The organism is Arthrobacter sp. W4I7 (assembly GCF_030816215.1).
GTDB lineage: Bacteria > Actinomycetota > Actinomycetes > Actinomycetales > Micrococcaceae > Arthrobacter > Arthrobacter siccitolerans_A.
Genome location: NZ_JAUSXU010000001.1, coordinates 3,231,538 through 3,255,243, shown reverse-complemented (window position 1 = coordinate 3,255,243; position 23,706 = coordinate 3,231,538). Strand labels below are relative to the sequence as shown.

Annotated in this window: 19 protein-coding genes; 3 read left to right on the top strand and 16 right to left on the bottom strand. The window is 64.7% G+C overall.

Annotated elements, in window-relative coordinates:
• Positions 1-112 precede the first annotated feature (112 nt).
• The 11 genes from QF047_RS14760 to QF047_RS14710 all read right to left on the bottom strand — a co-directional run bounded on the left by QF047_RS14760 (position 113) and on the right by QF047_RS14710 (position 13,791).
• Complete coding sequence (locus QF047_RS14760; RefSeq protein ID WP_307278456.1) at positions 113-622, bottom strand: hypothetical protein; 510 nt, start codon at positions 620-622, stop codon at positions 113-115.
• The gene (locus QF047_RS14755; RefSeq protein ID WP_307278453.1) at positions 619-1,842 is read right to left on the bottom strand and encodes a serine/threonine-protein kinase; all 1,224 of its coding nucleotides are present in this window, start codon (positions 1,840-1,842) and stop codon (positions 619-621) included. Before QF047_RS14755 ends, QF047_RS14760 begins: the two co-directional genes overlap by 4 nt.
• A 290-nt stretch (positions 1,843-2,132) precedes the next feature.
• The gene (locus QF047_RS14750; RefSeq protein WP_307278450.1) at positions 2,133-3,581 is read right to left on the bottom strand and encodes a hypothetical protein; all 1,449 of its coding nucleotides are present in this window, start codon (positions 3,579-3,581) and stop codon (positions 2,133-2,135) included.
• A gap of 179 nt (positions 3,582-3,760) precedes the next feature.
• A complete protein-coding gene (locus tag QF047_RS14745) occupies positions 3,761-4,606 on the bottom strand; it encodes a hypothetical protein (protein WP_307278447.1) in 846 nt (281 codons plus the stop codon).
• A gap of 172 nt (positions 4,607-4,778) precedes the next feature.
• On the bottom strand, positions 4,779-5,849 hold the full coding sequence (locus QF047_RS14740; RefSeq protein ID WP_307278444.1) for a Gfo/Idh/MocA family protein: 1,071 nt from the start codon (positions 5,847-5,849) through the stop codon (positions 4,779-4,781).
• Between the two features lie 243 nt (positions 5,850-6,092).
• Positions 6,093-6,803 (bottom strand): ABC transporter ATP-binding protein, encoded by a 711-nt coding sequence (locus QF047_RS14735; RefSeq protein ID WP_307278442.1) that lies wholly within the window; start codon positions 6,801-6,803, stop codon positions 6,093-6,095.
• 2 nt (positions 6,804-6,805) lie between these two features.
• Positions 6,806-8,254 carry an ABC transporter permease gene (locus tag QF047_RS14730; protein WP_307278439.1) on the bottom strand — a complete coding sequence of 483 codons (1,449 nt, stop codon included), beginning with the start codon at positions 8,252-8,254 and terminating at the stop codon, positions 6,806-6,808.
• Between the two features lie 182 nt (positions 8,255-8,436).
• Positions 8,437-9,537, bottom strand: coding sequence for a sugar-binding protein (locus QF047_RS14725; RefSeq protein ID WP_307278436.1), 1,101 nt, complete (start codon positions 9,535-9,537; stop codon positions 8,437-8,439).
• A gap of 46 nt (positions 9,538-9,583) precedes the next feature.
• Positions 9,584-10,867: a multiple monosaccharide ABC transporter permease gene (gene mmsB, locus QF047_RS14720; RefSeq protein ID WP_307278433.1), complete on the bottom strand. Its 1,284-nt coding sequence runs from the start codon at positions 10,865-10,867 to the stop codon at positions 9,584-9,586.
• 44 nt (positions 10,868-10,911) lie between these two features.
• A complete protein-coding gene (gene mmsA, locus QF047_RS14715) occupies positions 10,912-12,468 on the bottom strand; it encodes a multiple monosaccharide ABC transporter ATP-binding protein (protein WP_307278430.1) in 1,557 nt (518 codons plus the stop codon).
• A 132-nt stretch (positions 12,469-12,600) separates the two neighbouring features.
• Complete coding sequence (locus tag QF047_RS14710) at positions 12,601-13,791, bottom strand: ROK family transcriptional regulator (RefSeq protein ID WP_307278427.1); 1,191 nt, start codon at positions 13,789-13,791, stop codon at positions 12,601-12,603.
• A 203-nt stretch (positions 13,792-13,994) separates the two neighbouring features.
• Here QF047_RS14710 and QF047_RS14705 point away from each other — a divergent pair, with 203 nt between their 5' ends.
• Positions 13,995-14,789, top strand: coding sequence for a nitrilase-related carbon-nitrogen hydrolase (locus QF047_RS14705; RefSeq protein ID WP_307278425.1), 795 nt, complete (start codon positions 13,995-13,997; stop codon positions 14,787-14,789).
• Here the strand turns inward: QF047_RS14705 and QF047_RS14700 are convergent.
• A complete protein-coding gene (locus QF047_RS14700; RefSeq protein WP_307278421.1) occupies positions 14,768-16,420 on the bottom strand; it encodes a PucR family transcriptional regulator in 1,653 nt (550 codons plus the stop codon). The genes QF047_RS14705 and QF047_RS14700 overlap by 22 nt on opposite strands.
• Positions 16,421-16,529: 109 nt before the next feature.
• Between QF047_RS14700 and QF047_RS14695 the strand changes: the two genes are divergently transcribed.
• Together QF047_RS14695 and QF047_RS14690 are read left to right on the top strand one after the other, a co-directional pair.
• Positions 16,530-18,068 carry an amino acid permease gene (locus tag QF047_RS14695; RefSeq protein ID WP_307278418.1) on the top strand — a complete coding sequence of 513 codons (1,539 nt, stop codon included), beginning with the start codon at positions 16,530-16,532 and terminating at the stop codon, positions 18,066-18,068.
• On the top strand, positions 18,065-19,804 hold the full coding sequence (locus QF047_RS14690) for an NAD(P)/FAD-dependent oxidoreductase (RefSeq protein WP_307278415.1): 1,740 nt from the start codon (positions 18,065-18,067) through the stop codon (positions 19,802-19,804). The genes QF047_RS14695 and QF047_RS14690 overlap by 4 nt, the downstream gene beginning before the upstream one ends.
• 299 nt (positions 19,805-20,103) lie before the next feature.
• On the opposite strand, the gene QF047_RS14685 is transcribed toward QF047_RS14690, so the two are convergent.
• The 4 genes from QF047_RS14685 to purU all read right to left on the bottom strand — a co-directional run bounded on the left by QF047_RS14685 (position 20,104) and on the right by purU (position 23,703).
• Positions 20,104-21,210 carry an IS110 family transposase gene (locus tag QF047_RS14685; protein ID WP_307278412.1) on the bottom strand — a complete coding sequence of 369 codons (1,107 nt, stop codon included), beginning with the start codon at positions 21,208-21,210 and terminating at the stop codon, positions 20,104-20,106.
• A 281-nt stretch (positions 21,211-21,491) separates the two neighbouring features.
• Positions 21,492-22,010: a gamma carbonic anhydrase family protein gene (locus QF047_RS14680; protein WP_307278409.1), complete on the bottom strand. Its 519-nt coding sequence runs from the start codon at positions 22,008-22,010 to the stop codon at positions 21,492-21,494.
• Positions 22,011-22,095: 85 nt separating this feature from the next.
• On the bottom strand, positions 22,096-22,773 hold the full coding sequence (locus tag QF047_RS14675) for a class I SAM-dependent methyltransferase (protein ID WP_307278406.1): 678 nt from the start codon (positions 22,771-22,773) through the stop codon (positions 22,096-22,098).
• Between the two features lie 69 nt (positions 22,774-22,842).
• On the bottom strand, positions 22,843-23,703 hold the full coding sequence (purU, locus tag QF047_RS14670; RefSeq protein ID WP_307278403.1) for a formyltetrahydrofolate deformylase: 861 nt from the start codon (positions 23,701-23,703) through the stop codon (positions 22,843-22,845).
• Between the last annotated feature and the right edge of the window lie 3 nt (positions 23,704-23,706).

Genomic DNA, 23,706 nt, shown 5'->3' with positions numbered 1-23,706 from the left:
GATGTCCGGGGCACCGCCTCTTCATCGTTTGGCTGGGACTCGCGGGCCCACATTGCCGGCGTCCCGCCGTCGTTGGCCTTTGTCTCCGTCAGCGGGACCCAGGGGCCAAGTCTTAGTCCTTGCCTTTGCCTTTGTCCTGGTTGCCCTTCTTATCGTCGCCGTTGCCGGTAGCCGGCGGAGCTGGTGCCTGGGCGGGAGCCGGAGTATTGGCAGCGTCCTGTGCAGCCTTTTGGGAGGCCCGGGCGGCAGCAGCCGCCTGCTCAGTGATCCGCGCATCTTCCGCTGCCTTGGCCGCCGCCGCAGCTGCCTCGTCAAGGTCGGCGCGCACGGCCGCGGCGATAGTGGTGATGGTCTGCCGCCGTTCCTCGGAAACCTGGCCCTTGCTTTGCGCAGCCGCCAGATCAGCGTCAAGGTTTTCCAGGGCTTTCAGTGCCGCGGCGGGATCATTCCGCGACGAGGCCTCGCTCACCTCAAGGACGCGTGCCTGGAGTTGCCGGGCAGCGCTTGGCTGCAGACCCGCGTCATTGGTGCCGCAGCCAGCCATCAGCCCGGCGGCCAGCACAGCCGCCGTCCAGGCCATGGCCCGCGAGTGCGGCCAACCATGGATGTGCCTCAGGCTCATGGCTGCACGCTCTTCTGGAGTTCCTCCAGATGGTCGCCCAAGACGCCGGTTACCGTTGGGTAAGGCACGATGTCGGGGGTGGACTGGGCGGAGAGGCTCACCAGCACCACTGAAACAGCAGCTGCCAACACAACGATCCCCAGAAGCACCAACAGCCAGATCCGCCTGCGCCCGGACTTTGCGGGCAGCTTCTTTCCGGACTGTTTGCCCTTGTTCCCCAGCCCCGGGGCCACAGAAGAGGTTCCGGCCGCAGGACCCGCGGCTTCACGAAGTTCTTCCACCGATTCCTCGGCAGTGATGGAAGGAGGGTGGAACGGCATGGCCGGCAGGACCCGCGTGGTTTCGGGAACGAGTTCTCCCGGCGTGGATGCGGGCGAAACCAGTGCCTGCCGCAGGGCAGTCTCGATGTCCGCTGCGGCGGGACGTTCCAGCGGTTCAATCGTCGTCATGGAGCGGATCAGATCGGCCCATTCCTTGGGCAGATCCTCGGGAATCTCGGGTGCTCGGTGCAGGCGGGCGACTGCAGATTCCACGGCACCGCCCGGGTATTCAACGGTGCCCTTGATGCATTCGAGCAGCACGAGTCCCAGGGAATAGATGTCCGAGGCGGGGGCGAGGGGCTTGCCCAGGGCCTGCTCCGGGCTGAGGTAAGCGGCCGTGCCCACCATGGTTCCTGTAGCGGTGAGCCGGGTTGCATCCGCGATCCTGGCGATGCCGAAGTCCGTGAGTTTAGGGCGCAGGGGCTCGCCCGGCCGGATCTGGACCAGCAGGATGTTGGCGGGCTTGATGTCCCGGTGGATGATTCCCAGGCCGTGAACGTAAGCCAGGGCGTCGGCGACGCCAGCCCCGATTACCGAGAGTTCCTCCAGGGGAACGCGGCTGTGCCTGATCCGGGTCCGCAGGTCCTGGCCCTCCACCAGTTCCATGGTGAGGAAGGGCCTGGGCTCGTCCGGAATCCGGTTGTCGATGCCGGCGTCAAAGAGGGTCACCAAGCCGGGATGGTTCAGGGTGGCCAGAAGCTGGATTTCCGCTTCCTGGCGTTTCAGTTCGTCTGCGTCCGGTGCCTGGGGGGCGAAGAGCTTCAGGGCAACATCGCGGCCCAGTTTCTCGTCCCGGGCACAATAGACCGATGACATCCCGCCGCGGCCAATGACCTCACCCAACCGATAACGTCCGCCGACCACTTCATTCTTGATGGAGCTAGGCGATTCCGCCACCATACCGTTCCTCCCGGTGCGCTGCGGCACTGTCGTACCTCAAATTATACGGGGGTGGAGTACGAGGACTAGGCGGCTTTGCCCTACATTCCCGGGACATGCCGAGGGCCCGGCGGTGAACCTCTAGCTTTCACCGCCGGACCACCGGCCCCAAGGACATGTGTGCTGATGACATGTTTGCGTGTACTTGAATGATTGCGTGTTGTGTTTTGCGGGGTCCTCCTCTCGCTCAGCCTGCTTGCTGCTGCCGCTTCAGGCGCTAGGTGCAGGCACGGTCAACAAGTGCCCGGCGTCTAGGACACCGTGCGCTTGCGGAGGAGGACCAGGAGTCCGGCCGCCAGGAGCAGCAGGGCGAGCGGAACCAGTGAAGCATCCATGCCAGTGTTGGCCAGGGCAGTGCTGCCGTTTGCCGTCCCGCGCTGGGTGGCGGTGCTCCCCGCGCTGGTGTCGATGTCGATAGCGCCGCTCACTGCGGAGGAACCTGCCGGTGCTGCAGAGAAGCCGCCGGTACCGGCCGTGCCGGCGTCATTACCATTGTCGCCTCCGGTGTTGGCGCTGTTGCCGGGGGTGTTTGTACCCGGAGCGGTGGTACCGGGGTCGACGGTGCCGGTGTCCCCGGTGTTGCCGTCACCCGGGTCAACCGTGCCGGGGTTTTCAGTGCCCGGCGTCCCGGTGCCCGGGTTCTCCGTGCCATTGCCGTCGCTGCCCAGACCGAGGCCGAGGTCAATGCCCAGGTCGATCCCGGCACCGAGCCCACCGGTGTTGCCAGTGCCAAGGTCCACCACTGTGTCTACGGCGGCGTCGAGCCCGCCGGTGGTGAGTCCGTCGGTGGTGCTGTTGCCGAGGTTGAGGTTGACGACTGCGTCTACGGCGGCGTCGAGCCCGCCGGTGGTGAGTCCGTCGGTAGTGCCGTTGCCGAGGTTGAGGTTGACGACTGCGTCTACGGCGGCGTCGAGCCCGCCGGAGGTGAGTCCGTCGGTGGTGCTGTTGCCGAGGTTGAGGTTGACGACTGCATCTACGACGGCGTCGAGCCCGCCGGTGGTGAGTCCGTCAGTGGTGGCGTTGCCGAGGTCTACAGCGACGTCTGCTGCGACGGCCAGGTCGGCCGCTGACGTGTCGGTTCCGTTGGTGACGGTGTTGCCGAGGCCGAGGTCAACAACGGCTCCTGCTGCCAGATCAGGGCTGGTGGTTTGGCCGGTGCCTGTGGTGTTGCCGAGGTCTACAGCGACGTCTGCTGCGACGGCCAGGTCGGCCGCGGAGGTGTCGGTTGCGTTGGTAACGGCGTTGCCGAGGCCGAGGTCAACAACGGCTGCTGCTTCCAGATCGGGGCTGGTGGTTTGGCCGGTGCCTGTGGTGTTGCCGAGGTCTACAGCGACGTCTGCTGCGACGGCCAGGTCGGCCGCGGAGGTGTCGGTTGCGTTGGTGACGGTGTTGCCGAGGCCGAGGTCAACAACGGCTGCTGCTGCGAGGTCAGGGCTGGTGGTTTGGCCTGTGCCTGTGGCGGTGCCGAGGTTAACCGCGGCATCCACTACGGCGGCGACGGCCGTTGAACCGGACGGCGTTGGGTCACCCAGCAGGCCCAACGACGCCGAGTCAGCGGACGCCGCCGCCGAGATGAGGGCGGATGCGGACAGATCCGATCCGCTGGTGGTGTCCGCGGCATTTGCCGCGGTGCAGCCGAGGGCTAAAAGCCCGCCAGCAAAGAGGGTGCCAAGCAGCCCCCTGCGAAGGTTGGAACTCATGGTGATGTCTCCTGAGAAAGTTGATTAGGGGTGCGTGACAGCAACCCGAAATGGCCGCGTTCTGCCGCAAAAGGCAGACGGGCCTCAACTAGTCAGGAGAAGAACCGGGGTCGAATGACACCGGTGCAGGGGCATGCTCAGGGGATTCACCGGCGCAGACAGCACCGGAAAGAGGCAGATCAAAGTTGAAGGGGCTCAGGAATGCAGCCGAACCGCGGGGAACCGCCTGAAGCCGCTCCGCTTCCTGCGCCGGAGCCAGGGGCAGCAGGAGCCTGGGCAGGGGCGGGCGAAGGGTCCGCCGTGCTTGGCTGCTCATCACTGAAGTCAGATACGCTCGCGGCCACCCAAAGTGTGGCGGAAGTTCCCGCGAGGGCAACCGAACCATAAGGGAAAGTAGCGGTATCCGGAGCGGCAGTAAGGGACCAACCCGAAAGTGCCGAGGTGTCTGCGGGTGCCGGTTCCGCGGCCGCTTCCGTGGGGGCTACGGCGCCAGGCACAGGAGCGTCCTCGTGGACCGCCCGGACAGGCAGTTCGGGAAGCTCAACCGGCAGCGGTGCCGTGCCTGTCACCAAATCGGAAACAGGTTGGAGGACGGGTTCGAGTCCGGGAAGGGATCCGGCTACCGGTGGAACAACAGCTTCCACAACTGCTGCGGTTGCTCCGTCCGCAACGTAAGCGATCGGAGCAGCGACAGCCGTGACGGTACCGGCGGGAACCACCTGGTTCACCACAGGGACGACTGAAACGATGTTGTCAGCGATGCCCGAAACCTGACCCACAAAGGGCTGAAGCAGCCCCACAGGCGGCGTGGCAGGAGGAGGTGGGGCAGGAACAGTTAGTGCGGGGCCGGCCAGCCTGTCCGTTACCGAGGACACCGAGCTGGTGACACCGCCAAGCAGCGATGATGTGTCCGAAAGTACGTCAGCAGAAGCTGCCGGCGATGAAAAAGTCAGCCAGGTAAGGGTCGCAGCACCCGCAAGGAGCACCGGCCGCAGGGCACGCCATGGAGAAACAGCGTTAACCATGCGTACCACCCCCAGTACCGTTGCATTCGACAATGCCTACAGCGTAAGACCGGATGTTGCGGGAAGTCTAGGGTCTGCTAAAACAAATCGACAAAAGCGGAAACTCTTGTGCCGGGCGCATGACAAGGCGTCTTCTGCCAGTCATTGCATTGACGGCGGCTGCTGAAGTGTTCTAGTGGCCGTCATTCGGGTAGCTGACGCCCAGCTGCGCCCGTACGCCGTCGAAAAGCCGCATGATGTTCAGAGTGTCCTCCAGCGGCATCACGGGGCTTTCCGTGAGGCCCTGCTGGATACACCGTGTCACCTCACGCAGTTCATAGGTGTAGCCGCGGCCCACAACGTCAAAGGACTCAACACGTCGTTCGTCCCATCCGGATCCAACAACCAGCTCACGCGGATTATTGATCGACCCGATGCTCTGCAGAAAGCCTTTGCTGCCGGCCACGCTGGCCGTGCGCGGACCATGTGCGAGCAAGGAGGAAGTGAGCTGGGCCTGGGCTCCATGGTTGTATCCGAGCGTCATGGCATTCTGCGCATCGACGCCGTCGTCATTAACAAATCCCGTGGCGCTGACCGTTTGCGGGAATCCAAGGGTGCCCAATGCCCACAGCAGCGGGTAGACCGAAAGATCCAATAATGCACCGCCGCCGTCCTTCCTGGCCCAAAGCCTCGCCGTCGGTGAATACGGAGCAGGAAACCCAAGATCGGCGGTGACCCAGTGGACGTCGCCAATCTCTCCGGAAGCAGCAATCTCGAAAGCCCTCTGCATGCTTGGCAGGAAGCGGCTCCAGACTGCTTCCATCAGGAACAGGTTGCGGCTGCGGGCCAGGTCAATCAGTTCGGATGCTTCCCGGGCGTTGATGGTGAACGCCTTCTCGCAGAGAACGTGTTTGCCCGCTTTGAGGGCAGCGAGCACAATCTCATGGTGCTGGGCGTGGGGCGTCGCCACATAGACAACGTCCACCGCCTCATCGGCGAGCAGCCGCTGGTAGCCGGCCACTCCGCCGTCGTCTCCATACCCCCTGGCGAAGTCGTAGGCGACAGCAAACGCGTCCGCAGTGTCCTGCCCGCGGGAACTGACGGCATACAGTTCGGCATCAACCAGGAGTGCAAGGTCCTCCGAGACGGAGCGGGCGATTCCCCCGGTGGCGATGACTCCCCACCGAAGGGGAGTCCCGGTGGCGGAGCGGGGATCCGGGTCGGATTGGCTGGAAAGCCACGGCTGGGCGATAGGCGCACTCATGGGGACCATCCTCTCACCGCAGTGCTGGAGCGGCTGGTAGTACTCGCGGGAAGTGATGGAGGGTCGAAGGAAATGCGACGAAAAGTGATGGAGGGTCGAAGGAAACGCGACGAAAAGTGATGGAGGGTCGAAGGGAACGCGACGAAAAGTGATGGAGGGTGGGAGCAGCGGGCGGACGGCGGGGGAGGGCCGCGCTGCTGGACCCTCCCCATACTTGTCAGTGCTGAATGCCCGCTCGTGCGTCTAAACGGCTGGAGAGGCGGACGCCACAGGCCTGCGCACCGGTTCCTCCGTCAGTTTGCCCTGCTGCAGGCGGAAGCGGCGGTCCGTTTTGTTGGCGAGAGCGCGGTCGTGCGTGACAACGAGGATGGTGGTGTCGTGGTCCCGGCTGAGCGAGCTGAGGAGTTCGATGATGTGGTCGCCGGTTTGCTCGTCAAGGTTTCCGGTGGGCTCATCGGCGAGGATCAGTTTGGGCTCGTTGGCGAGGGCCCGGGCAATCGCCACCCGCTGCTGCTCACCGCCGGAAAGCCTGTTGATGCGCCGGTCATGCTTCTCGGGATCCAGCTGTACCTGCACCAGCAGGTCCTTGGCGCGCTGCAGCCGGGCGGCCTTGCGCATCCCCGCGAACTCCATGGGCAGCATCACGTTGTCCACTGCGGAGAGGTTGGGAATCAGGTTGAACTGCTGGAAGACAAAGCCGATGTCCCGCCTGCGGTACTCCGTGAGCTTCGAGTCGGGCATCCTGGCCAGGCTCACGCCGTTGACGACGACGTCCCCGCTGGTGGGTTTGTCCAGCGCACCCAGGAGGGACAACAGCGTGCTCTTTCCACTGCCGCTCTTACCGACGATGGAGGCGAGGGTTCCCTGCTCGAGCTCGAAGCTGACGTCGTTGACGGGTTTGATGGTGCGGTCACCGGAGTTGAAGGTGCGGACCAGGTTCTTGACTTCAATCATGGTTATTCTCCTCGCAGGACTTCGATGGGACGGATGCGTGCCGTGAGCAGCGCCGGGACGAGCGCGCCGATGATGGCCACGCCAAAGACAGCGCCGATGCCCGCCGCGATCACGCCGGGGGATGCACTGGCGGTGACACTGCTCATCAGCTGGGCTGCCCCGCCGAACGGTCCTCCCTGGCCGCCGGGGAAACCGGCTCCGCCTGGCAGGCCGGCACCTCCAGCAGCCCCGGCCATGGCGGCCCCGCGGCCAGTGGTGAGAACCGCCGTCGTGCTGGTGCTGTTGGTGCTGATCAGCGCCGAAGCGATCCCGCCGCTGGCGAAGGAGGCGATGGCGGCGCCCGCGGCGCTGCCCAGGGCCGCCAGGACCAGGGCTTCGAGGACAAACTGCAGGCCGATGGTGCGGTTGGGTGCCCCGATGGCCTTCAGTACACCGATTTCCCGGCGGCGTTCGCGGACCAGCATCACCATGATCAGGAGGATGATCAGGCCGGCCGTGCCGAGGGCTGCGATGAAGGCGATGAAGGAAATGTTCTTGACGCTGCCCAGTGAGCTCAGCGCGGTTTCCAGGTTCTGCCCCTGCGTGACATCGGCCTTGTCGGTACCAAGCGCCGCCTCCAGGGCAGTCTTGGCGGATGCGACGTTTTCCAGTGAGTCCACGGTAACGATCATGCTGGCAAGCTCACCCGGAAGTCCGGCGAGGGTCTGGGCTGTGGGAAGCGTGACGTAGACGGCGTTGTTGCCGAAGGTGGTGCCGGCGTCGAACAGGCCAGCCACGGTGTAGGTCTGGTCGTTGACCGTGAAAGTGGACCCGACGGTGAGGCTGTTCTTCCCGGCCAGTGTGGTTCCGAGCAGGGCGCTGGCGGACTCCGCGGTGTAGTCGCCGAGGCCCGTGCCTTCGGTGATGTTCAGTGCCTTGCCGGTGGCGTCCACCTCAGCGCCGATGCCGGTTGCGGTGATGGGCAGCGACCGAACGGGCTGGGTGGTGGTGCCGTTGGCGGCCTGGTTGCGTCCGCCCAGGGTTCCGGCGTCGACGGCGGCGGTGAGGCTGGTGGTGAGGGTGGCCGAGGCCTGGCCGCCGGGACCGCCCTGCCCGCCGCCGGGGCCTGCCCCGGTTCCGGAGGCCGCCTGGGCGGCAGCTTCGGTGGCGTTGCGGAGGCGGAGGGACTGGGTCCCGACGACGGCGCTGACGTTGGGAACGGCCGCGGCGGTTGCTGCCTGCTCGGCTGTGAGAGGTTCGCCGCCGCCTTCGAAGCCCTGCCCGCCGGCGGGGTTCACCGTCAGCACGGTGCCGACGGAGGCGTTCAGTTCCTGGACTTTGGCTGCGACAGCCTGGTTGGCCACCAGCATGGCCAAAGCCAGGCCGATCGCAACAGCCAGCACGGCAACAACGGCTGCCGTGCGGACTTTGTTTCTGAAGGCATTGCCTACACTGCGGGCAAGGACGCTCACGTTACTCCTATGGTTCCGGTGCCGGCCTGAAAGGCTGGCTTCGGGTCCACTCTTGTGCCGCATCCTGTGCGGGCCGCGGTGCGAAGCTGTGTTTGGGCTGTGAAGGGTAACAGGCACGGAAAAGCCCGGTCCCCAAGGTGGGGGACCGGGCTGTTCCGGACCAATTGCTACTTGGTGATCATCTACTTGGTGATCGGGCCGAGTACCGGATCGTCGGTGTAAGCGGTCTTCACATTCGCGGACGTGACGATGACCGGCGGCAGGAGGTATGCCGGGACGGTCTTGACTCCGTTCTTGTAGGAGTCCTTGTCGTTGATTTCAGGCGTCTTGCCGGCCTGGAGATCCTTGACCATGACGATCGCATGCTCAACGAGCTTGCGGGTGTCCTTGTTGATGGTGGAGTACTGCTCGCCGGCAAGGATGGACTTGACAGACGCCTCCTCGGAATCCTGGCCCGTGACGACAGGCAGGGGCTTGCCGGCCGCCTTGACAGACGTAATGACGGCGCGGGCAAGGGTGTCGTTCGGTGAAAGGACGCCGTCCAGGGACTCAGTCCCATAGGACCCCGTCAGGAGCGTATCCATCCGGCGCTGGGCGTTCTCAGCCTTCCAGTCCTGGGTAACGGCCTTTTCGAAAGTCGTCTGTCCGGAGAGCACCTTGAGCGTTCCGTCATCGATCTTCGGCTTCAGGACCTTCATTGCGCCGTCGAAAAACACCTTTGCATTTGCGTCATCCGGCGAGCCGGCAAGGAGCTCAACGTTGTACGGACCGGCGGGCTTTTTGGCCTTCATGCCGTCCAGCAGGGCCTGGCCCTGGAGCTCGCCGACCTTGAAGTTGTCGTAGGCCACGTAGTAGTCCACGTTCTCGGTGTTCAGCAGCAGCCGGTCATAGGCAATGATCGTCGCGCCGGAGTCCTTGGCCTGCTGGAGCTGGGTACCCAGCTGCGAGCCATCGAGGGCACCCACAATAACGACCTTCGCGCCTTTGGCAATCATGGCGCTGATTTGGTTCTGCTGCTCAGCCACGCCGTTGTTGGCGAACTGGACTGTTGGTTTGAACCCGGCGCCCGTGAGGCCGTTGTTGAACAGCTTTTCGGCCAGGACCCAGTTCTCACTGGTCTTCTTGGGAAGTGCGACGCCGATGGCGGAGTCCTGCGCGAAGCCGGCGGGAGCCGCGCTTGTACCGCTTGAGGTGCCGGGCTCCGCCCGTCCGCAGGCCGTCAGCGCCAGTGCCGCGATCGCAGCTATCGCTGCTGCCTTTCCTGCTTTACCGATCATTCGCATAACTTGGTTCACTTTCTTTTGGGGTGTTGGCTCCGGAACCTGGATCTCAGGCTTCCCTGGAGATGGTTTCTTTTGTTGAGGTGACTTCGTCCGGCTGCAGTGGGGTACCAGGTCCCCCGGATGGGCGGCTGAAGTTCTTCATCATCAGCCCAATGATCGAGGCCCGGCCCTGTGACTTGTTGTAGACGTCGATGGCCACGGCTACCAGCAGCACCAGGCCCTTGATCATCGACTGCCAGTCCGCACCGACGCTAAGGAGCTGCAGGCCGTTGTTCAGGACAGCCATGACCAGGCCGCCAACGATGGAGCCGATGACGGTGCCGACGCCGCCCGTCACTGCTGCGCCGCCGATGAAGACTGCTGCGATGGCGTCCAGTTCCCAACCGGTTCCGTCTGACGGACCTGCGGACGTTGAACGGGCAACGAAGATCATCCCGGCCAGGCCGGCAATGATGGACATGTTCATCATCACCAGGAAGTTAATCTTCTTTGACTTCACGCCGGACAGTTCAGCTGCGTGGCGGTTGCCGCCGACGGCGTAGACATGGCGGCCCACCACGGTCTTCGAGGAGATAAAGCCATAGACCAGAACGAGAATGGCCAGGATCAGGCCTGGAACGGGGAACGACGTGCCCGGGCGGCCGGTGGCGAACAAGTAGGTGGCGTAAAGGATGGCGCCGCAAATCAGGACAAGCTTGACTACCATCACCCAGCTTTCAGGCACTTCAGCGCCCAGCGCCTTGGCGGTGCTCCGCCGGCGGACTTCGCTGTAGATCACGAAAGCGACGGCCGCGAGACCGATAAGAAGGGTCAGGTTGTTGTAGCCGGTGCTCGGTCCAACCTCCGGCAGATAGCCGGCGCCGATGTACTGGAACTCCCGCGGGACGGGAATCGAGTTGGACTGGCCAACAAACTGCTGGGCTCCGCGGAAGATCAGCATGCCCGCCAGGGTCACGATGAAGGCCGGGATGCCCACATAAGCTGTCCACCAGCCATGCCAGGCTCCAATCAGTGCACCCAGGCCGAGTCCAAGCAGGATGGCCAGAAACCAGGGAATGTCCCAGTCCCGCATGGCGATCGCCACCACCATGCCCACGAAGGCAGCCACCGAACCCACCGAGAGATCGATGTGGCCGGCGATGATCACCAGCACCATGCCGATGGCGAGGATGAGGATGTAGGAGTTGCCGTTGAAGAGGTTGATGACATTGCCAGGTGTGAGGGTGATGCCGCCGGTAAGCCACTGGAAGAGAACTATCAGAGCTACCAAGGCAAATATCATGCCGAATTGTCGGGTGTCGCCACCGAAGAGTTTCTTGAGCGCGTTCATTGTTTTCGGTCCTTGTGAATGGAAGGTTCTGGAGGCTGCAAGGGTTATGCGGCTTTGCGGGAGGAGGTCATCAGCTTCATCAGGCTTTCCTGGCTGGCCTCGTCTTTGTTCAGGACTCCGGTGATGGCACCTTCGAAAATGGTGTAGATACGGTCGGACAGGCCCAGGAGTTCGGGGAGCTCCGAGGAAATGACGATCACTCCCTTGCCCTGGTTTGCAAGCTGCTGGATGATGCCGTAGATCTCATACTTGGCGCCGACATCAATGCCACGGGTGGGTTCGTCCAGGATCAGCAGCTCCGGATCCGTGAACATCCACTTCGCGAGGACTACCTTCTGCTGATTGCCGCCCGAAAGCTTCGCCACGCCTTCCTGCACTGAAGGAGCCTTGGTCCGCAACGACCTCCGGTACTGTTCCGCAACTGCGAACTCCTGGCTCGTGTCCACTACGCTGTTCTTGCTGATTTTTTCAAGATTGGCTGAAACAGTGGTGGTTTTGATGTCGTCCAGGAGGTTCAGTCCCAACGACTTCCGGTCCTCCGTGACGTAGCCGAGGCCGGCATCAATCGCCTGGTGCACACTTTTGAGTGTCACTTCTTTGCCGTTCACATACACCCGGCCTGAGACGAAGTGGCCGTAGGACCGGCCGAAAATTGACCGGGCCAGCTCGGTCCGGCCGGCCCCCATGAGTCCGGCGAAACCTACGATCTCTCCGCGGCGGACGTAGAAGCTGGAGTTCTTGCAGACCATCCGGTCCTGGATCTGCGGGTGCGCCACGTTCCAGTCCCTGACTTCGAAGAACACTTCGCCGATTTTCGGGGTGTGGTCCGGGAAACGGGATTCCAGCGTGCGGCCCACCATGCCCTTGATGATGCGGTCTTCGTCCACACCGTCGGCCTTGACGTCCAGGGTCTCAATGGACTTGCCGTCACGGATGATCGTGATGGAGTCGGCGATCTGCTCGATTTCGTTGAGCTTGTGGGAAATGATGATGCACGTAATGCCCTTGGCCTTCAGGCCGAGCATCAGGTCCAGCAGGTGCTGGGAATCGGATTCGTTCAGCGCGGCCGTGGGTTCGTCCAGGATAAGGATTTTCACCGACTTGTTCAGGGCTTTGGCGATCTCCACCAGCTGCTGCTTGCCGACGCCGATTTCCTTGATGGGCGTGTCGGGGTCGTCGCGCAGGCCCACGCGGGCCAGCAGGTCCAGGGAACGCAGCCGGGCTTCAGCCCAGTCGATGACACCCCGCTTGGTGGGCTCGTTGCCCAGGAAGATGTTCTCCGTGATGGAGAGCTCCGGGATCAGCGCCAGTTCCTGGTGGATGATCACAATGCCGGCGTGTTCGCTGGCCCGGATATCCCTGAACTGCTGGACCTGCCCCTGGTAGACGATGTCCCCGTCGTAGGTTCCGTACGGGTAAACGCCGGAGAGAACTTTCATCAAGGTGGACTTGCCGGCGCCGTTTTCGCCGCAGATCGCGTGGATCTCACCGGCCTTGACCCGCAGGCTTACGTTATCCAACGCTTTAACGCCGGGAAATTCCTTGGTGATGGACCGCATCTCGAGAATGATCGGGTCGGTCTGCGTGGTTTGGGACGTCATATTGCCCTAACCCTCCAATGCAATGACTTCTTTGTCCGGCCGGCAAAGCGCAGGGCCGTCTGATGAAAAAGTAAACTGGATCACGCCGGTTGTCGTCAAGTCTTTAACGCAAATCCGGGATAACGAAACGGTCTAGGTTTTGCGGATCCCGGCGTGCTGGAACACCAGTGCGGCTGCTCCCAGTGCCTCGGCGCGGTCCCCAAGCGAGGACATGGTGATGGTGGTGGTCTCGCCAATGACGGGGACCGCATGCCGCACCAGCCCCCTCTTGATCGGGTCCAGGAGGAGGTCGCCAAGACCTGCCAGTGGCCCGCCCACCACGATGACCTCGGGGTTGATCAGGTTGGCGACGTTGCCCAGCGCGCGCCCGACGGCCAGCCCTGCGTCATCGAGCACCCGGAGCGTGGCCGAGTCGCGGGCCAGGGCCTTCCGGACGATATCGGCTGGGGTCAACGGCCGGTCTTCGCCCCGGCTCAGGAGCTCGATCATGGTTGTGGTGGAAGCGATCGTTTCAAGGCAGCCGCGGTTTCCGCAGCGGCATACCAGCCCTTGTTCGTGGATGGTGGCATGACCGATCTCACCGGTAATTCCCACGTTGCCGTAATAGGGCGCGCCGTTCAGGATGAGGCCCGCTCCGATGCCCGATCCGATTTTCAGGAACATCAGGTTGCTGACCCCGGTGTGCTGGCCCCAGGTGACCTCCGACCAGGCGCCAAGATTGGCGTCATTGTCAATAAACACGGGGATATTGAGCCGCTCCTCCAGATGCTGAAGGATGTTGATGCCCACCCATTCGGGCAGGATCGCCCCTTGGGCCACGGTGCCGGAACGCCGGTCAATGGGGCCGGGAATCCCGACGCCGGCGCCCACCACTGCGGTGCGCGCTATACCGCTTTCCTGCAAGAGTTTCTCGAGCAGGACCACGGCGGCCTGGATGCCTTCCTCGGCCTGGTGGCCGAGCGGCAGGGCAACCGATTCCTCAGCGATGACGTGGTAGCTGAGCGAGGCCAGGACCACCCGGAGATGCCTTCGGCCGAAGTCGATTCCAACCGCCACCGCCCCGTTGCTGTTGAGCCTGACATTCAGCGCGCGCCGGCCCGAACTCGTGATGGGTTCGGTGGATGCCATGCCGGAATCGAGCATGATCTTGACGATGTTCGAAACTGTTGCCGTGGACAACCCGGTCTGCCGGGCCAGTTCCGCCTGCGTGGAAGGGCCCCCCATCAGCGACTCGATGATGCGTTGCTGGTTCAGTTGCCTCAGGGCCGATTGGGAGCCGGGATTCTTAGGCTTGCTCCTCGTTGAGCGCGATGTTGCGGGCATGCTTAGAAGATTGCCCCATCCGCAGTCTTGTAGTCAAGAAGTTAACGCAATGAGGCTCGGAGGCGCCGATGCTGACAACAGGATGATCTGCCCCCTCGAGGGGAAGAATCGGTGCAAATGGCCCGAAGAACGTCCACGTACGCTGGTTAGTCTGAAGTCAGGCCTCTTAACGTTGGCCGTTCCGACGAAGGAAGGTGGCCGCAGTGTTGCTGGCACTCCTGCAGGCAAACGCTGTTGTGATGGATGAGGATGCCAACCTGGCCGCCATCGATGCGGCCGCAGGGGCGGCTGCCGCAGCCGGTGCGGCGATTTTGCTGACCCCGGAACTCTTTCCCACCGGCTATGCCCCCCGTCGGGTCCGTGCGGAACTAGACCCCGCCGGCCTGCCGGAGCTTCGCGCGAAGCTCGCGGGCATCGCCCGGCGCCATCGGATTGGCCTGGTGTACAGCCTTCCCCGGATCACCCCGGAGGGGGAGTGGCATATCAGTGCCACGCTGCTTGATGCCGGGGGGACCAGCGTGCTCACCTATGACAAGGTGCATCTCTTTGGCCCCGAGGAACGGGCCGCTTTCAGTCCCGCCGCCCGACCTCCCGCCGTCGTGGATTTCAATGGAATCCCCACCTCCATGGTGATCTGCTATGACGTCGAATTCCCTGAGGCGGTCAGGGCCGCTGCCGTCGCCGGTGCCGAACTGCTCCTGGTTCCCACCGCGCTGGCCCATGGGTTCGACGACGTTCCCCAGGTGCTGCTGCGGGCCCGGGCGCTGGAAAGCCAGGTGACCATTGCCTACGCCAACCACTCCGGCGTCGAAGAGGGGTGCCGGTTCCTCGGCGGCAGCGTGATTGCAGGGCCGGACGGCAAATTGCTGGCAGCGGCCGGGGAGGAACTCCAACTCCTGTATGCCGAGGTGGATGAAGGGTCCGCTGCACGGGCCCGCAATGAAGTGCCCTACCTCGCCGAACGGCGGCCGGAGATCTACCGTTCCTGGGACTCCTGAGCATTCCCGGCCAGCAGGGCCTCTTCGTACTGGAGTGCGATCCATAGCTCGGCACGGGACTGGGCCTGGCCCAGGTCCATGTCCAGCAATTCAGCGATGGCATTGATTTGCCGGCGCACGCTGTTCCGGTGCAGGCCCAGCTCCTTCGCCGTGGCGTCCCAGCTTCCGTTCGCCGCCAGCCAGGACCGGAGGACCCGGAGCTGTCCGTCGCGGCGTTCGGGCTCCAGCTCAAGCACGGGCGCCAGGAGCCTTGCTGCCAGCATGGTGCCGGCTTCCCTGCCGAGCAGGCCGGTGACGGACCATGTCACCTCCGCCTCGCGCACGCTTTTGCCCGCGGCGATGACCCGGGGCCGCAGCGACGAGGCGCTGCGGTAGGCCTCCGCCAGGCCCGGGAGCTCCGCCGGCTCACCCACCACCAGGCGCCACCCCAGCTGTTCCACCTCGGCCACCAGCTGGTCATCCACCTTCAGCCGGGTCACGGCCGTGAAGCCGTAGTCGGTCAGCTCCACCATCTTGCTGTCGAACAGCCGCCGCCACTGCAGCAGTTCCCGGACCGGCCCGTCGTCGGCAGCAGGGGCATCCGCTGCCCGCATTCCCTGCACCACCCGGACGTGGCCGGAACGCGTTCCCGCTACGCTTTGCGCCAACAGATCCTTCAGCCCGTTCAGCTGCCTGGTGTTGCCCCCCGCCAGTGTTTCGGGGTGGAGCAACAGGGCGGTGGCGAGCTGGCTCGGGGCGAGCGACCCGCTGGTGCGCTGGCGGACCAGCAGTTCCAGGAGTCCCACCACGGAAGAGACCACACTGTTCTGCGCCGGCGTCAGTGACTTGTCCGCGCCCAGCACCAGGCTGCCCAGGGTTGCGTCCTTGCTGCTCCGCAGGGGGTGGCCGAATACCTGTGCCGAGCCGGGGGCATCGAACGTTTCGGTTTCCACCCGGGGTCCGCTGCCGGTAACGAGTTTCTTCAGGAGGGGCTGCAGCTGGGCCGGTTCGACGGCGGCACCCGCCCGGGCGCGCACGCGCCCGTCCGCGCCGAAAAGGACCGCCCACACCGGCACCTGCTGCGTCAGTGCCGCCAGCAGTTCATGCTCCGGCCGGGCCGAGAGGACCGCCCGCATCAGGTGGCGGTTGGTCTCCGCGAGTTGCCGGAAGACCTGCGCATTCCCGGACTCGAGCAGTTTGGAGAACTCCAGCCCCAGCGCGGCAAAGGGCACGCTGGCCGGGACCTCCACCAGGGTGAGTCCCTGCTGCCGGCAAGCTGCCAGCACGTGCTCCGGCACGCCGTCGTAATAGGGCTGAAGGCCGAAGCCCAGCGCGGCCACTCCTGCGTTGACGAGCCGGCGGACATACTCCTCGGCCCGGGCCTTACCGCCGCTCTTGTCCATGCCTCCGTTGCCGTCACCTTTCCCATCCCCACGGAACGGCAGGCCCGCGGTGAGGACAAATTCACCGTCGAGCAGGTAGGGGGTGGGGTCCTCCAACTCGCTTGGCTCCACCCAGCGTAGGGGCACATGGCGGTTGCCGGCGTCGTGGACTAATGTCACCGCTGCCGGGAGCGCGTCGAGGAACTGTCCCAGCGTGACAGCGTCAAACTGATCCGGGCTGCCGTCCGCGGCTGGTGCATTACGTCTCATGGATGATCACTATAGGTCACTTTGCACTGCATGAGATGCGGCTCACAGCCCTACTGTGGTTGAGGGGAAAACCAGTTCAAGCAGCCAACGAAAAGAACGGACGTCAACGATGACTGTGCCTACACTCTCCGGACGGACCACGGCCGGGCCGGCCGCCCGTCCCGCTCTGGGCGCCCAACTCCTGCGCCGGAAGCCCATCGCGCAAATGGTCAGCGAGGCGGAGAGCGCCAGCGGCGGCCCGCGGCTGGTCCGCAGCTTCGGTGTCCTCCAGCTGACCATGATCTCCGTGGGCGCCACCCTGGGAACGGGCATCCTGGTGATTCTGGGCGAATCCGTACCGCTGGCCGGCCCGGCCATCTGGATTTCCTTCGCCATCGCCGGCCTGGCCGCGCTCCTGTCCGCGGTGTCCTACGCGGAGATGGCGGGGCTGGTACCCGTGGCCGGCTCCAGCTACTCCTACACGTACGCCACCATGGGCGAAGGAATGGCATGGATCTGCGGCTGGTGCCTGGTATTGGAATATGCGGTGTCCGTGGCCGCAGTCGCGGTGGGGGCGGGGCAGTACGTGAATGAAGCCCTGGCGGTGTTCGGGGCGGTCCTTCCCGACGCCGTCTCACAGCCGCCCGGCGACGGCGGCGTGGTCAACATTCCTGCCATGGTGATCGTGGTACTCGCTATGATCCTCCTGGTCCGCGGCGCCAAGGAGAGCGCCTGGATCAACACCGCCATCGTGGTTGTGAAGGTGGGCATCCTGTTGTTCTTCTGCGCGGTGGCCTTCACCGCGTTCAATGCTGGGAACTTCGAACCGCTGCTGCCCATGGGCGCCGCCGGTGTCTCGGCCGCCGCCTCCCGGGTGTTCTTCTCCTACATCGGTTTTGACGCCGCCTCCACAGCGGGCGAAGAGGCCCGCAACCCCAAGCGCGACCTGCCCAAGGCCATCCTGCTGTCCATGCTGATCGTCACCACCATCTACGTCCTGGTTGCAGTGGCCGCCATTGGAGCCCGGCCGTGGGGCTGGTTCGACGGTACCGAGGCTGCCCTGGTGAAGATCCTCGAGGAGACCACGGGCCAGCCGTGGATCGCCCTGGTCTTCGCGGTGGGCGCAGTGCTGGCCATCGCGAGCATCGTCCTCACTGTGCTCTACGGGCAAACCCGCATCCTTCTGTCCATGTCCCGTGACGGGCTCATTCCCCAGGTCTTTGGCCGCGTCTCCCGCCGGACCGGCACCCCGGTGGCCGGTACGCTCCTGGTGGGAACCGCCGTCGCGCTTACCGCCGGGCTGGTGCCGCTGGGCGCCCTCGCGGACGCCACCAGCATCGGCACGCTTTTTGCGTTCGCCCTGGTGAACGTCGCCGTGATCTACCTCCGTCGCACCAGGCCTGAGCTGGACCGCACCTTCCGGGTGCCCCTGTTCCCGCTGACCCCCATCCTCGGCGCTGCGATGTGCGCCTACCTGATGGCGAACCTCAGTGCTGATACCTGGGTGGTCTTCGCCCTCTGGATGCTGGTGGGCGTTGCCGCGTACTTTGGCTATGGACGCCGCAACTCCCGGGTAGCGGCCCTGAGCAATGAGGAATACCGCGGGCTGTCCGGACCGAAACTTTCAACTATGCAAACCCCAGAACCGACGAAGGCAGAACTTCCATGACCATAGCCACCGAACTGCCGGCCTCCGACCCGTCCAGCATCTCAGCCGCCCCGGCCGCGCCCGCGGTCCCGGCTGCCGGGGGAGCCGCAGCGGGCCCCATCACCATGCTGAACCCGGACTTCCCGTTCAGCTACGACCATTACCTCGCCCACCCCGACGGACTGGGGTCCGTGCCGCCCGAACTGCTGGGTACGGGGGTTGCCGTCATCGGGGCAGGTCTTTCGGGCCTGGTAACGGCTTATGAGCTGATGAAGCTGGGGCTGCGCCCGGTGGTGTACGAAGCGGACCGGATCGGCGGACGCTTGCGCACTGCCTCGTTCCCTGCCGCGCCGGGCGTCGTCGCCGACCTCGGCGGCATGCGCTTCCCGGAATCCGGCAAGGCGTTCTACCACTACGTTGATCTCCTGGGCCTGGAAACCGAGGAGTTTCCCAACCCGCTGTCCCCGGCAACGTCCAGCACCGTGATTGAGCTGGCGGGCCAAAAACACTACGCGGAGAAGCCCAGCGACCTGCCGCCGTTTTTCCGCGAAGTGGCGGATGCCTGGAAGGCGGCGGTTAATGACGGGGCCAAGTTCGTCGAGATGCAGCAGGCCATCCGTGCCAGGGACACCGCCCGGATCAAGGAACTATGGAACGACCTGCTGCCGCTGATGGACGAGCAGACCTTCTACGGTTTCATCGCCGCCAGCGACTCCTTCAAGAAGGCGGGGTTCGCCCACCGGGAAGCCTTCGGCCAGGTGGGCTTCGGCACCGGCGGCTGGGACACCGACTTCCCCAACTCCATCCTGGAAATCCTTCGTGTGGTGTACACGGACGCCGACGACCAGCACCGGCTCATCAGCGGGGGAGCGCAGCGACTGCCCGAGGCACTGTGGCAGCACGCGCCGTCGGGCATGGCCCACTGGCCGGAAGGAACCTCACTGGCATCGCTGCACTCCGGCTCGCCCCGCGGCGCAGTGGGCAGGATCAGCCGCGACCCGGACGGAAACCTGCGGATCCGCGAACGCTGGGGCCGCGAGGCCAGCTACCCGGCCGTGGTGACCACCTGCCAGTCCTGGCTCCTGTCCACTCGGATCCATACCGAGGAGGCCCTGTTCCCGGCGGAGCTCTGGACGGCCATTGAGCGCTCGCACTACATGCAGTCCTCGAAGACTTTTGTGATGGTGGACCGGCCGTTCTGGAAGGACATCGACCCGGACACCGGCAACGAGGTGCTCTCGATGACCCTCACGGACCGCCTCAACCGCGCCACCTACCTGCTGGACAACGGACCGGACCAGCCCGCCGTCATCCTGCTCTCCTACACCTGGAACGACGACGCGCTGAAGTGGCTGGCGCTGGACGCGGACGAACGCGTGGAGCTGATGCTGCATTCGCTGGAGCAGATCTATCCCGGGGTGGACATCGCCGGCCACATCGTGGGCCAGCCCATCACGGTCTCCTGGGAGGCGGACCCCAACTTCATGGGCGCCTTCAAGGCCAATCTTCCGGGGCACTACCGCTATCAGCAGCGGCTGTTCACCCACTTCAAGCAGGACAAGCTGCCCGCATCACAACGAGGCATCTTCCTGGCCGGCGACGACGTTTCCTTCACCGCCGGCTGGGCCGAAGGTGCCGTGACCACGGGCCTCAACGCGGTCTGGGGCGTGCTGAACCACCTGGGCGGTGCCTCGGCTCCCGACAACCCGGGACCCGGCGAGCTGCTGGACGAGATGGGGCCGATCAGCCTCGACTAATATGTAGGTTCTGGTGTCAAGAGGGCATAGATGAGCGGCTCCTGGGTTTGTTCCGGGGGGCCGCTCATCGTGTGCCGGTCGGGTGTGGCGGGGGGTAGTGCTGGCGAGTCGTTGTCGACGGCAGTGTCAGACTGATATGCGCGGGTTGGCTACCGCATGACGATGTTCGGCTGGAGCGTTGATCGGTGTCTAAGGTCGAGCGTCGACGGGGGTGATCCGTCTGCTCATAGTCGAGTCCCGGGTTAGCTCCGCGTGCTGCCACGTCACTTCCCACCACGTTCGAGGGGCACGTTCGGGGGTTAGGCCGCGGTCATGCTTTCTCCTCGCTGGAGCGGTGCGGCCAGTGACCAGCACCAGCCCGCGAGCTCGCGGGCGATCGCGGTGTTGGCCTTGACGGACGTTTTGTGGCGTTCATCGAAAACTTCCCATTTGTGGTGGAGACGGTGGTTTCCTTCCAGGGCGCGGATCCGGGTTGCCGGCGCGACGAGATCGAGTTGGCGCAGCAGCCGTTCCCCGGGCCGGGAGTAGGGGCGCCGGTGTTGCCAAGCGGCCTCGATGAGGAGCTTGCGGGCGTAGGTGTTCCCGGCCTTCGTGATCGCGCCCAAGTGCCGGGACTGGCCCGAGGAGTTCTCGCTGGGCACGAGCCCGAGGTAAGAGCCGATGGACGAGCCGGTGAAGCGCGTCCAGTCCCCGATTTCCACGGCCAGCCCGAACGCGGTCGTGATCTGGATTCCGCGCATGCACATCAATGCGTCGATGACCGGGCCGTAGCGGCATGCCCTTGCGGTGGCTTCGACGTGTTTGTCGATCCGGGCAAGGTGCCCGGCGAGCAGTTCGGCCTGCTCCACATCTGCTTCGTAGGTGAACTGCAGTGCCGGTTGCTCAAAGCGTTGGCGATGCAGCCATAGGCTGTGTTCCTTCGTCCATCGGGTGTCGTTGGGGTAGCGGATGCCGTGACGCAGCAGGATGGCGTTGACGTGCTGACGGGCGTGCGCGAGGTCCTTAGCCGTGCCCGAGCGCAGCCGGGACAGATCCCGGAGCGCTTCTTCGTCCGGGTCCGGAATCCGCACCTCGGTAATGGAGCCGACCGCGAGCATCTCGGCCAACACCCTGGCGTCCCGCCGGTCGGTTTTGACCCGGTCGCCGGGAGCCCGCAACAGTTTCGAGGCCGCCGCGACTACACAGTTGATGCCTGCCGCGCGAAGGTACCGGGCAAGGACGAACCCGGTCGGGCCCGATTCGTAAACGACCTTGACGGGCGGCTCGAACCGGTGGACCCATTCCAAAACCATAGGCGGCTCAGAGGCCATGGTGTGGGTGCTGATTTCGCCGGTGGCCGGGTTCAGTGCATGGCCCACGATGTTTACCGCGTGAACATCCAGCCCGATGAAAGTATGCTCAAACATAGCCGGGACCTCCCAAGCTTCACATGTGGCACTACCATTGCACCCCCGATGAGCCGTCAGGCCCAAAGGGCGCCGTTAGTGGTAACCCACGGGACCTGTGACACAGAAGGCCCCGGCCCGTCCGGACAAAGGACATTCCGCCAGGGTTGCAGGCCCGGCAGCGCCGCCGCTCCACCAGAGGCAACTGATCCGGTCAAGCCGGCGCTGGCCGGACCGCCCCGGCGACAATGGCCGGGCCCGGACGGGCAGTCATCCAAGCAACGCGCCCCACTTCATATCGTCTAAGCGTGCAATTCCCGGTGCGCCCGGGCGAGCTCCACGTAGCGCGTCGCGTTGGCCCGGACGCCGTCGTACTCCTCGTCGGTGAGTTCGCGGCGCACCTTGCCCGGGACGCCCGCCACCAGCGAGCGGGGCGGGACGACCGTGCCCTCCAGCACCACGGCGCCGGCTGCCACAAGCGAGCCGGCGCCGATCACCGCGCCGTTAAGTACTGTTGCCCCCATGCCGATCAGGCAGTCGTCCTCCACCGTGCAGCCATGGACGACGGCGGCGTGACCCACACTGACGCGTTCACCCACTGTGCAGGGGAACCCGGGGTCCGCGTGCAGCACCACGTTGTCCTGCAGGTTGCTGCCGGCACCCACCGAAATGGCCGCGGTATCAGCGCGGACGGAGACGCCATAGAAGGCGCTGGCGTCCGCGGCCAGGGTGGCGTTGCCGATGATCGAGGCTGTGGGGGCAACAAAGGCGGAATCGTGGACGGCCGGGGCGATCCCGGCGAAAGGGTAGAGAGGAGCCATGGCCCAAGCTTAGGACATCCCTGTCCGGGCCAACCAGGTAGCGCTAAGTGTCGTTTTGACCCTCCAAAGCGACACTTAGCGCTACCTAGTTGGGTTCAGGAAGCGCCGGGATGCGCAGGACCAGGAACTGGTAGTGCTGGGTCCAGTGCCCGGCTCCCGGGCCCGACTCGGCACCGGTTCCCTCCGGCCACGTCTGGAAGTGCTCGACTTGGCCGTGCAGGCCGAAAATCCGCTGGAGGGCGTCGTCGCTGCGCCTGCTGAAGAACCGGCGGGGCTCCTCGCGGTCTTCAGGGTTCAGGACTTCCTCATCGTTCCCGGACCAGAGTCCGACGGCGATAGGCGCTCCGGGTGCACTGACCCGCACCATCTCGCTGACGATGTCGTGGATCCGGCTGTTGGGCACGTGCAGGAGGGTGCTCATGGACCACGCTGCGGAGAACGAATGCTCCGGGAAGGGCAGGCTCCGGCCGCTGGCCACACTGACGTCAAGGCCTTTGGCCCGCGCCAGCCGGACGCTTTCGCCGGACAGGTCCACGCCGCAGTAATGAAGGCCCGCGCGGACGAACTCCAGGCCCTCTTCACCGGTGCCGCACCCGAGTTCGAACACAGAGTGCCGGTGTTCATCCTTCAGCAGCCGGATAAACCATTCGCGGCAGTCGACGCGGTGGTGCGTGGCGGGCCGGATGTTGGGCAATGAGGCGTGGCGGTCATAGAACACGGCAAGGTCGGCCTCGTGATCCGCGGACTCCGGAATGCCCTGCATAGCACCAGCGTAGGGCCAGGGCAGGCCGGGCCCAAGGGCAGGACGTCTCCTGAGTTGAAGACAGCCGTATTAGTTAAAGACGACAGTGCGGTTGCCATCCAGCAGCACCCGGTGCTCCGCGTGCCACTGCACCGCCTGGACCAGCGTGCGGCCTTCCACGTCGCGGCCCATCTGCACGAACTGCTCCGGGGTGCGGGCATGGTCCACGCGGATGACTTCCTGCTCGATGATGGGGCCCTCGTCCAGGGCCGCCGTCACGTAGTGGGCCGTGGCCCCAATCAGCTTCACGCCGCGGGCGTGGGCCTGGTGGTACGGCTTGGCTCCCTTGAAGGAGGGCAGGAACGAGTGGTGGATGTTGATGGCCTTGCCGGTGAGATCCGTGCAGAGTTCGTCGGAAAGGATCTGCATGTAACGGGCCAGGACAGTCAGTTCGATGCTGTGTTCGGCGATGATGGCGCGGAGCTTGTCCTCAGCCTGGTCCTTCGTGTCTTTGGTGACGGGGATGTAGTGGAACGGGATGCCGTAGAACTCGGCCAGCCCGGCAAGGTCCTGGTGGTTGGACACGATGGCGGGGATGTCAATGGGGAGGGTGCCTGAGCGTTGCTGGAACAGCAGGTCGTTGAGGCAATGGGCGGAGGTGCTGGCCATCACCAGAGTGCGGACCTTCTGTCCCACCGCGTTGAGGCTCCACTCCATCCCGAAGGCGCCGGCCACCGGTTCCAAAGCGGCCCGAAGCGCGGAGGCAGGGGCCGCCGTGGTGACCTCTACGCGCATAAAGAAGTTGCCCGTGGCGGGGCTGCCGTACTGCTGCGAATCCGTAATATTGCACCCCGCCTCCAGCAGGGCGCCGGCCACTGCGTGGACGATTCCCGGGCGGTCCGGGCAGGACAGGGTTACTACGTACGCTTGGTTCAGCTGCTCTTCACTCACGCG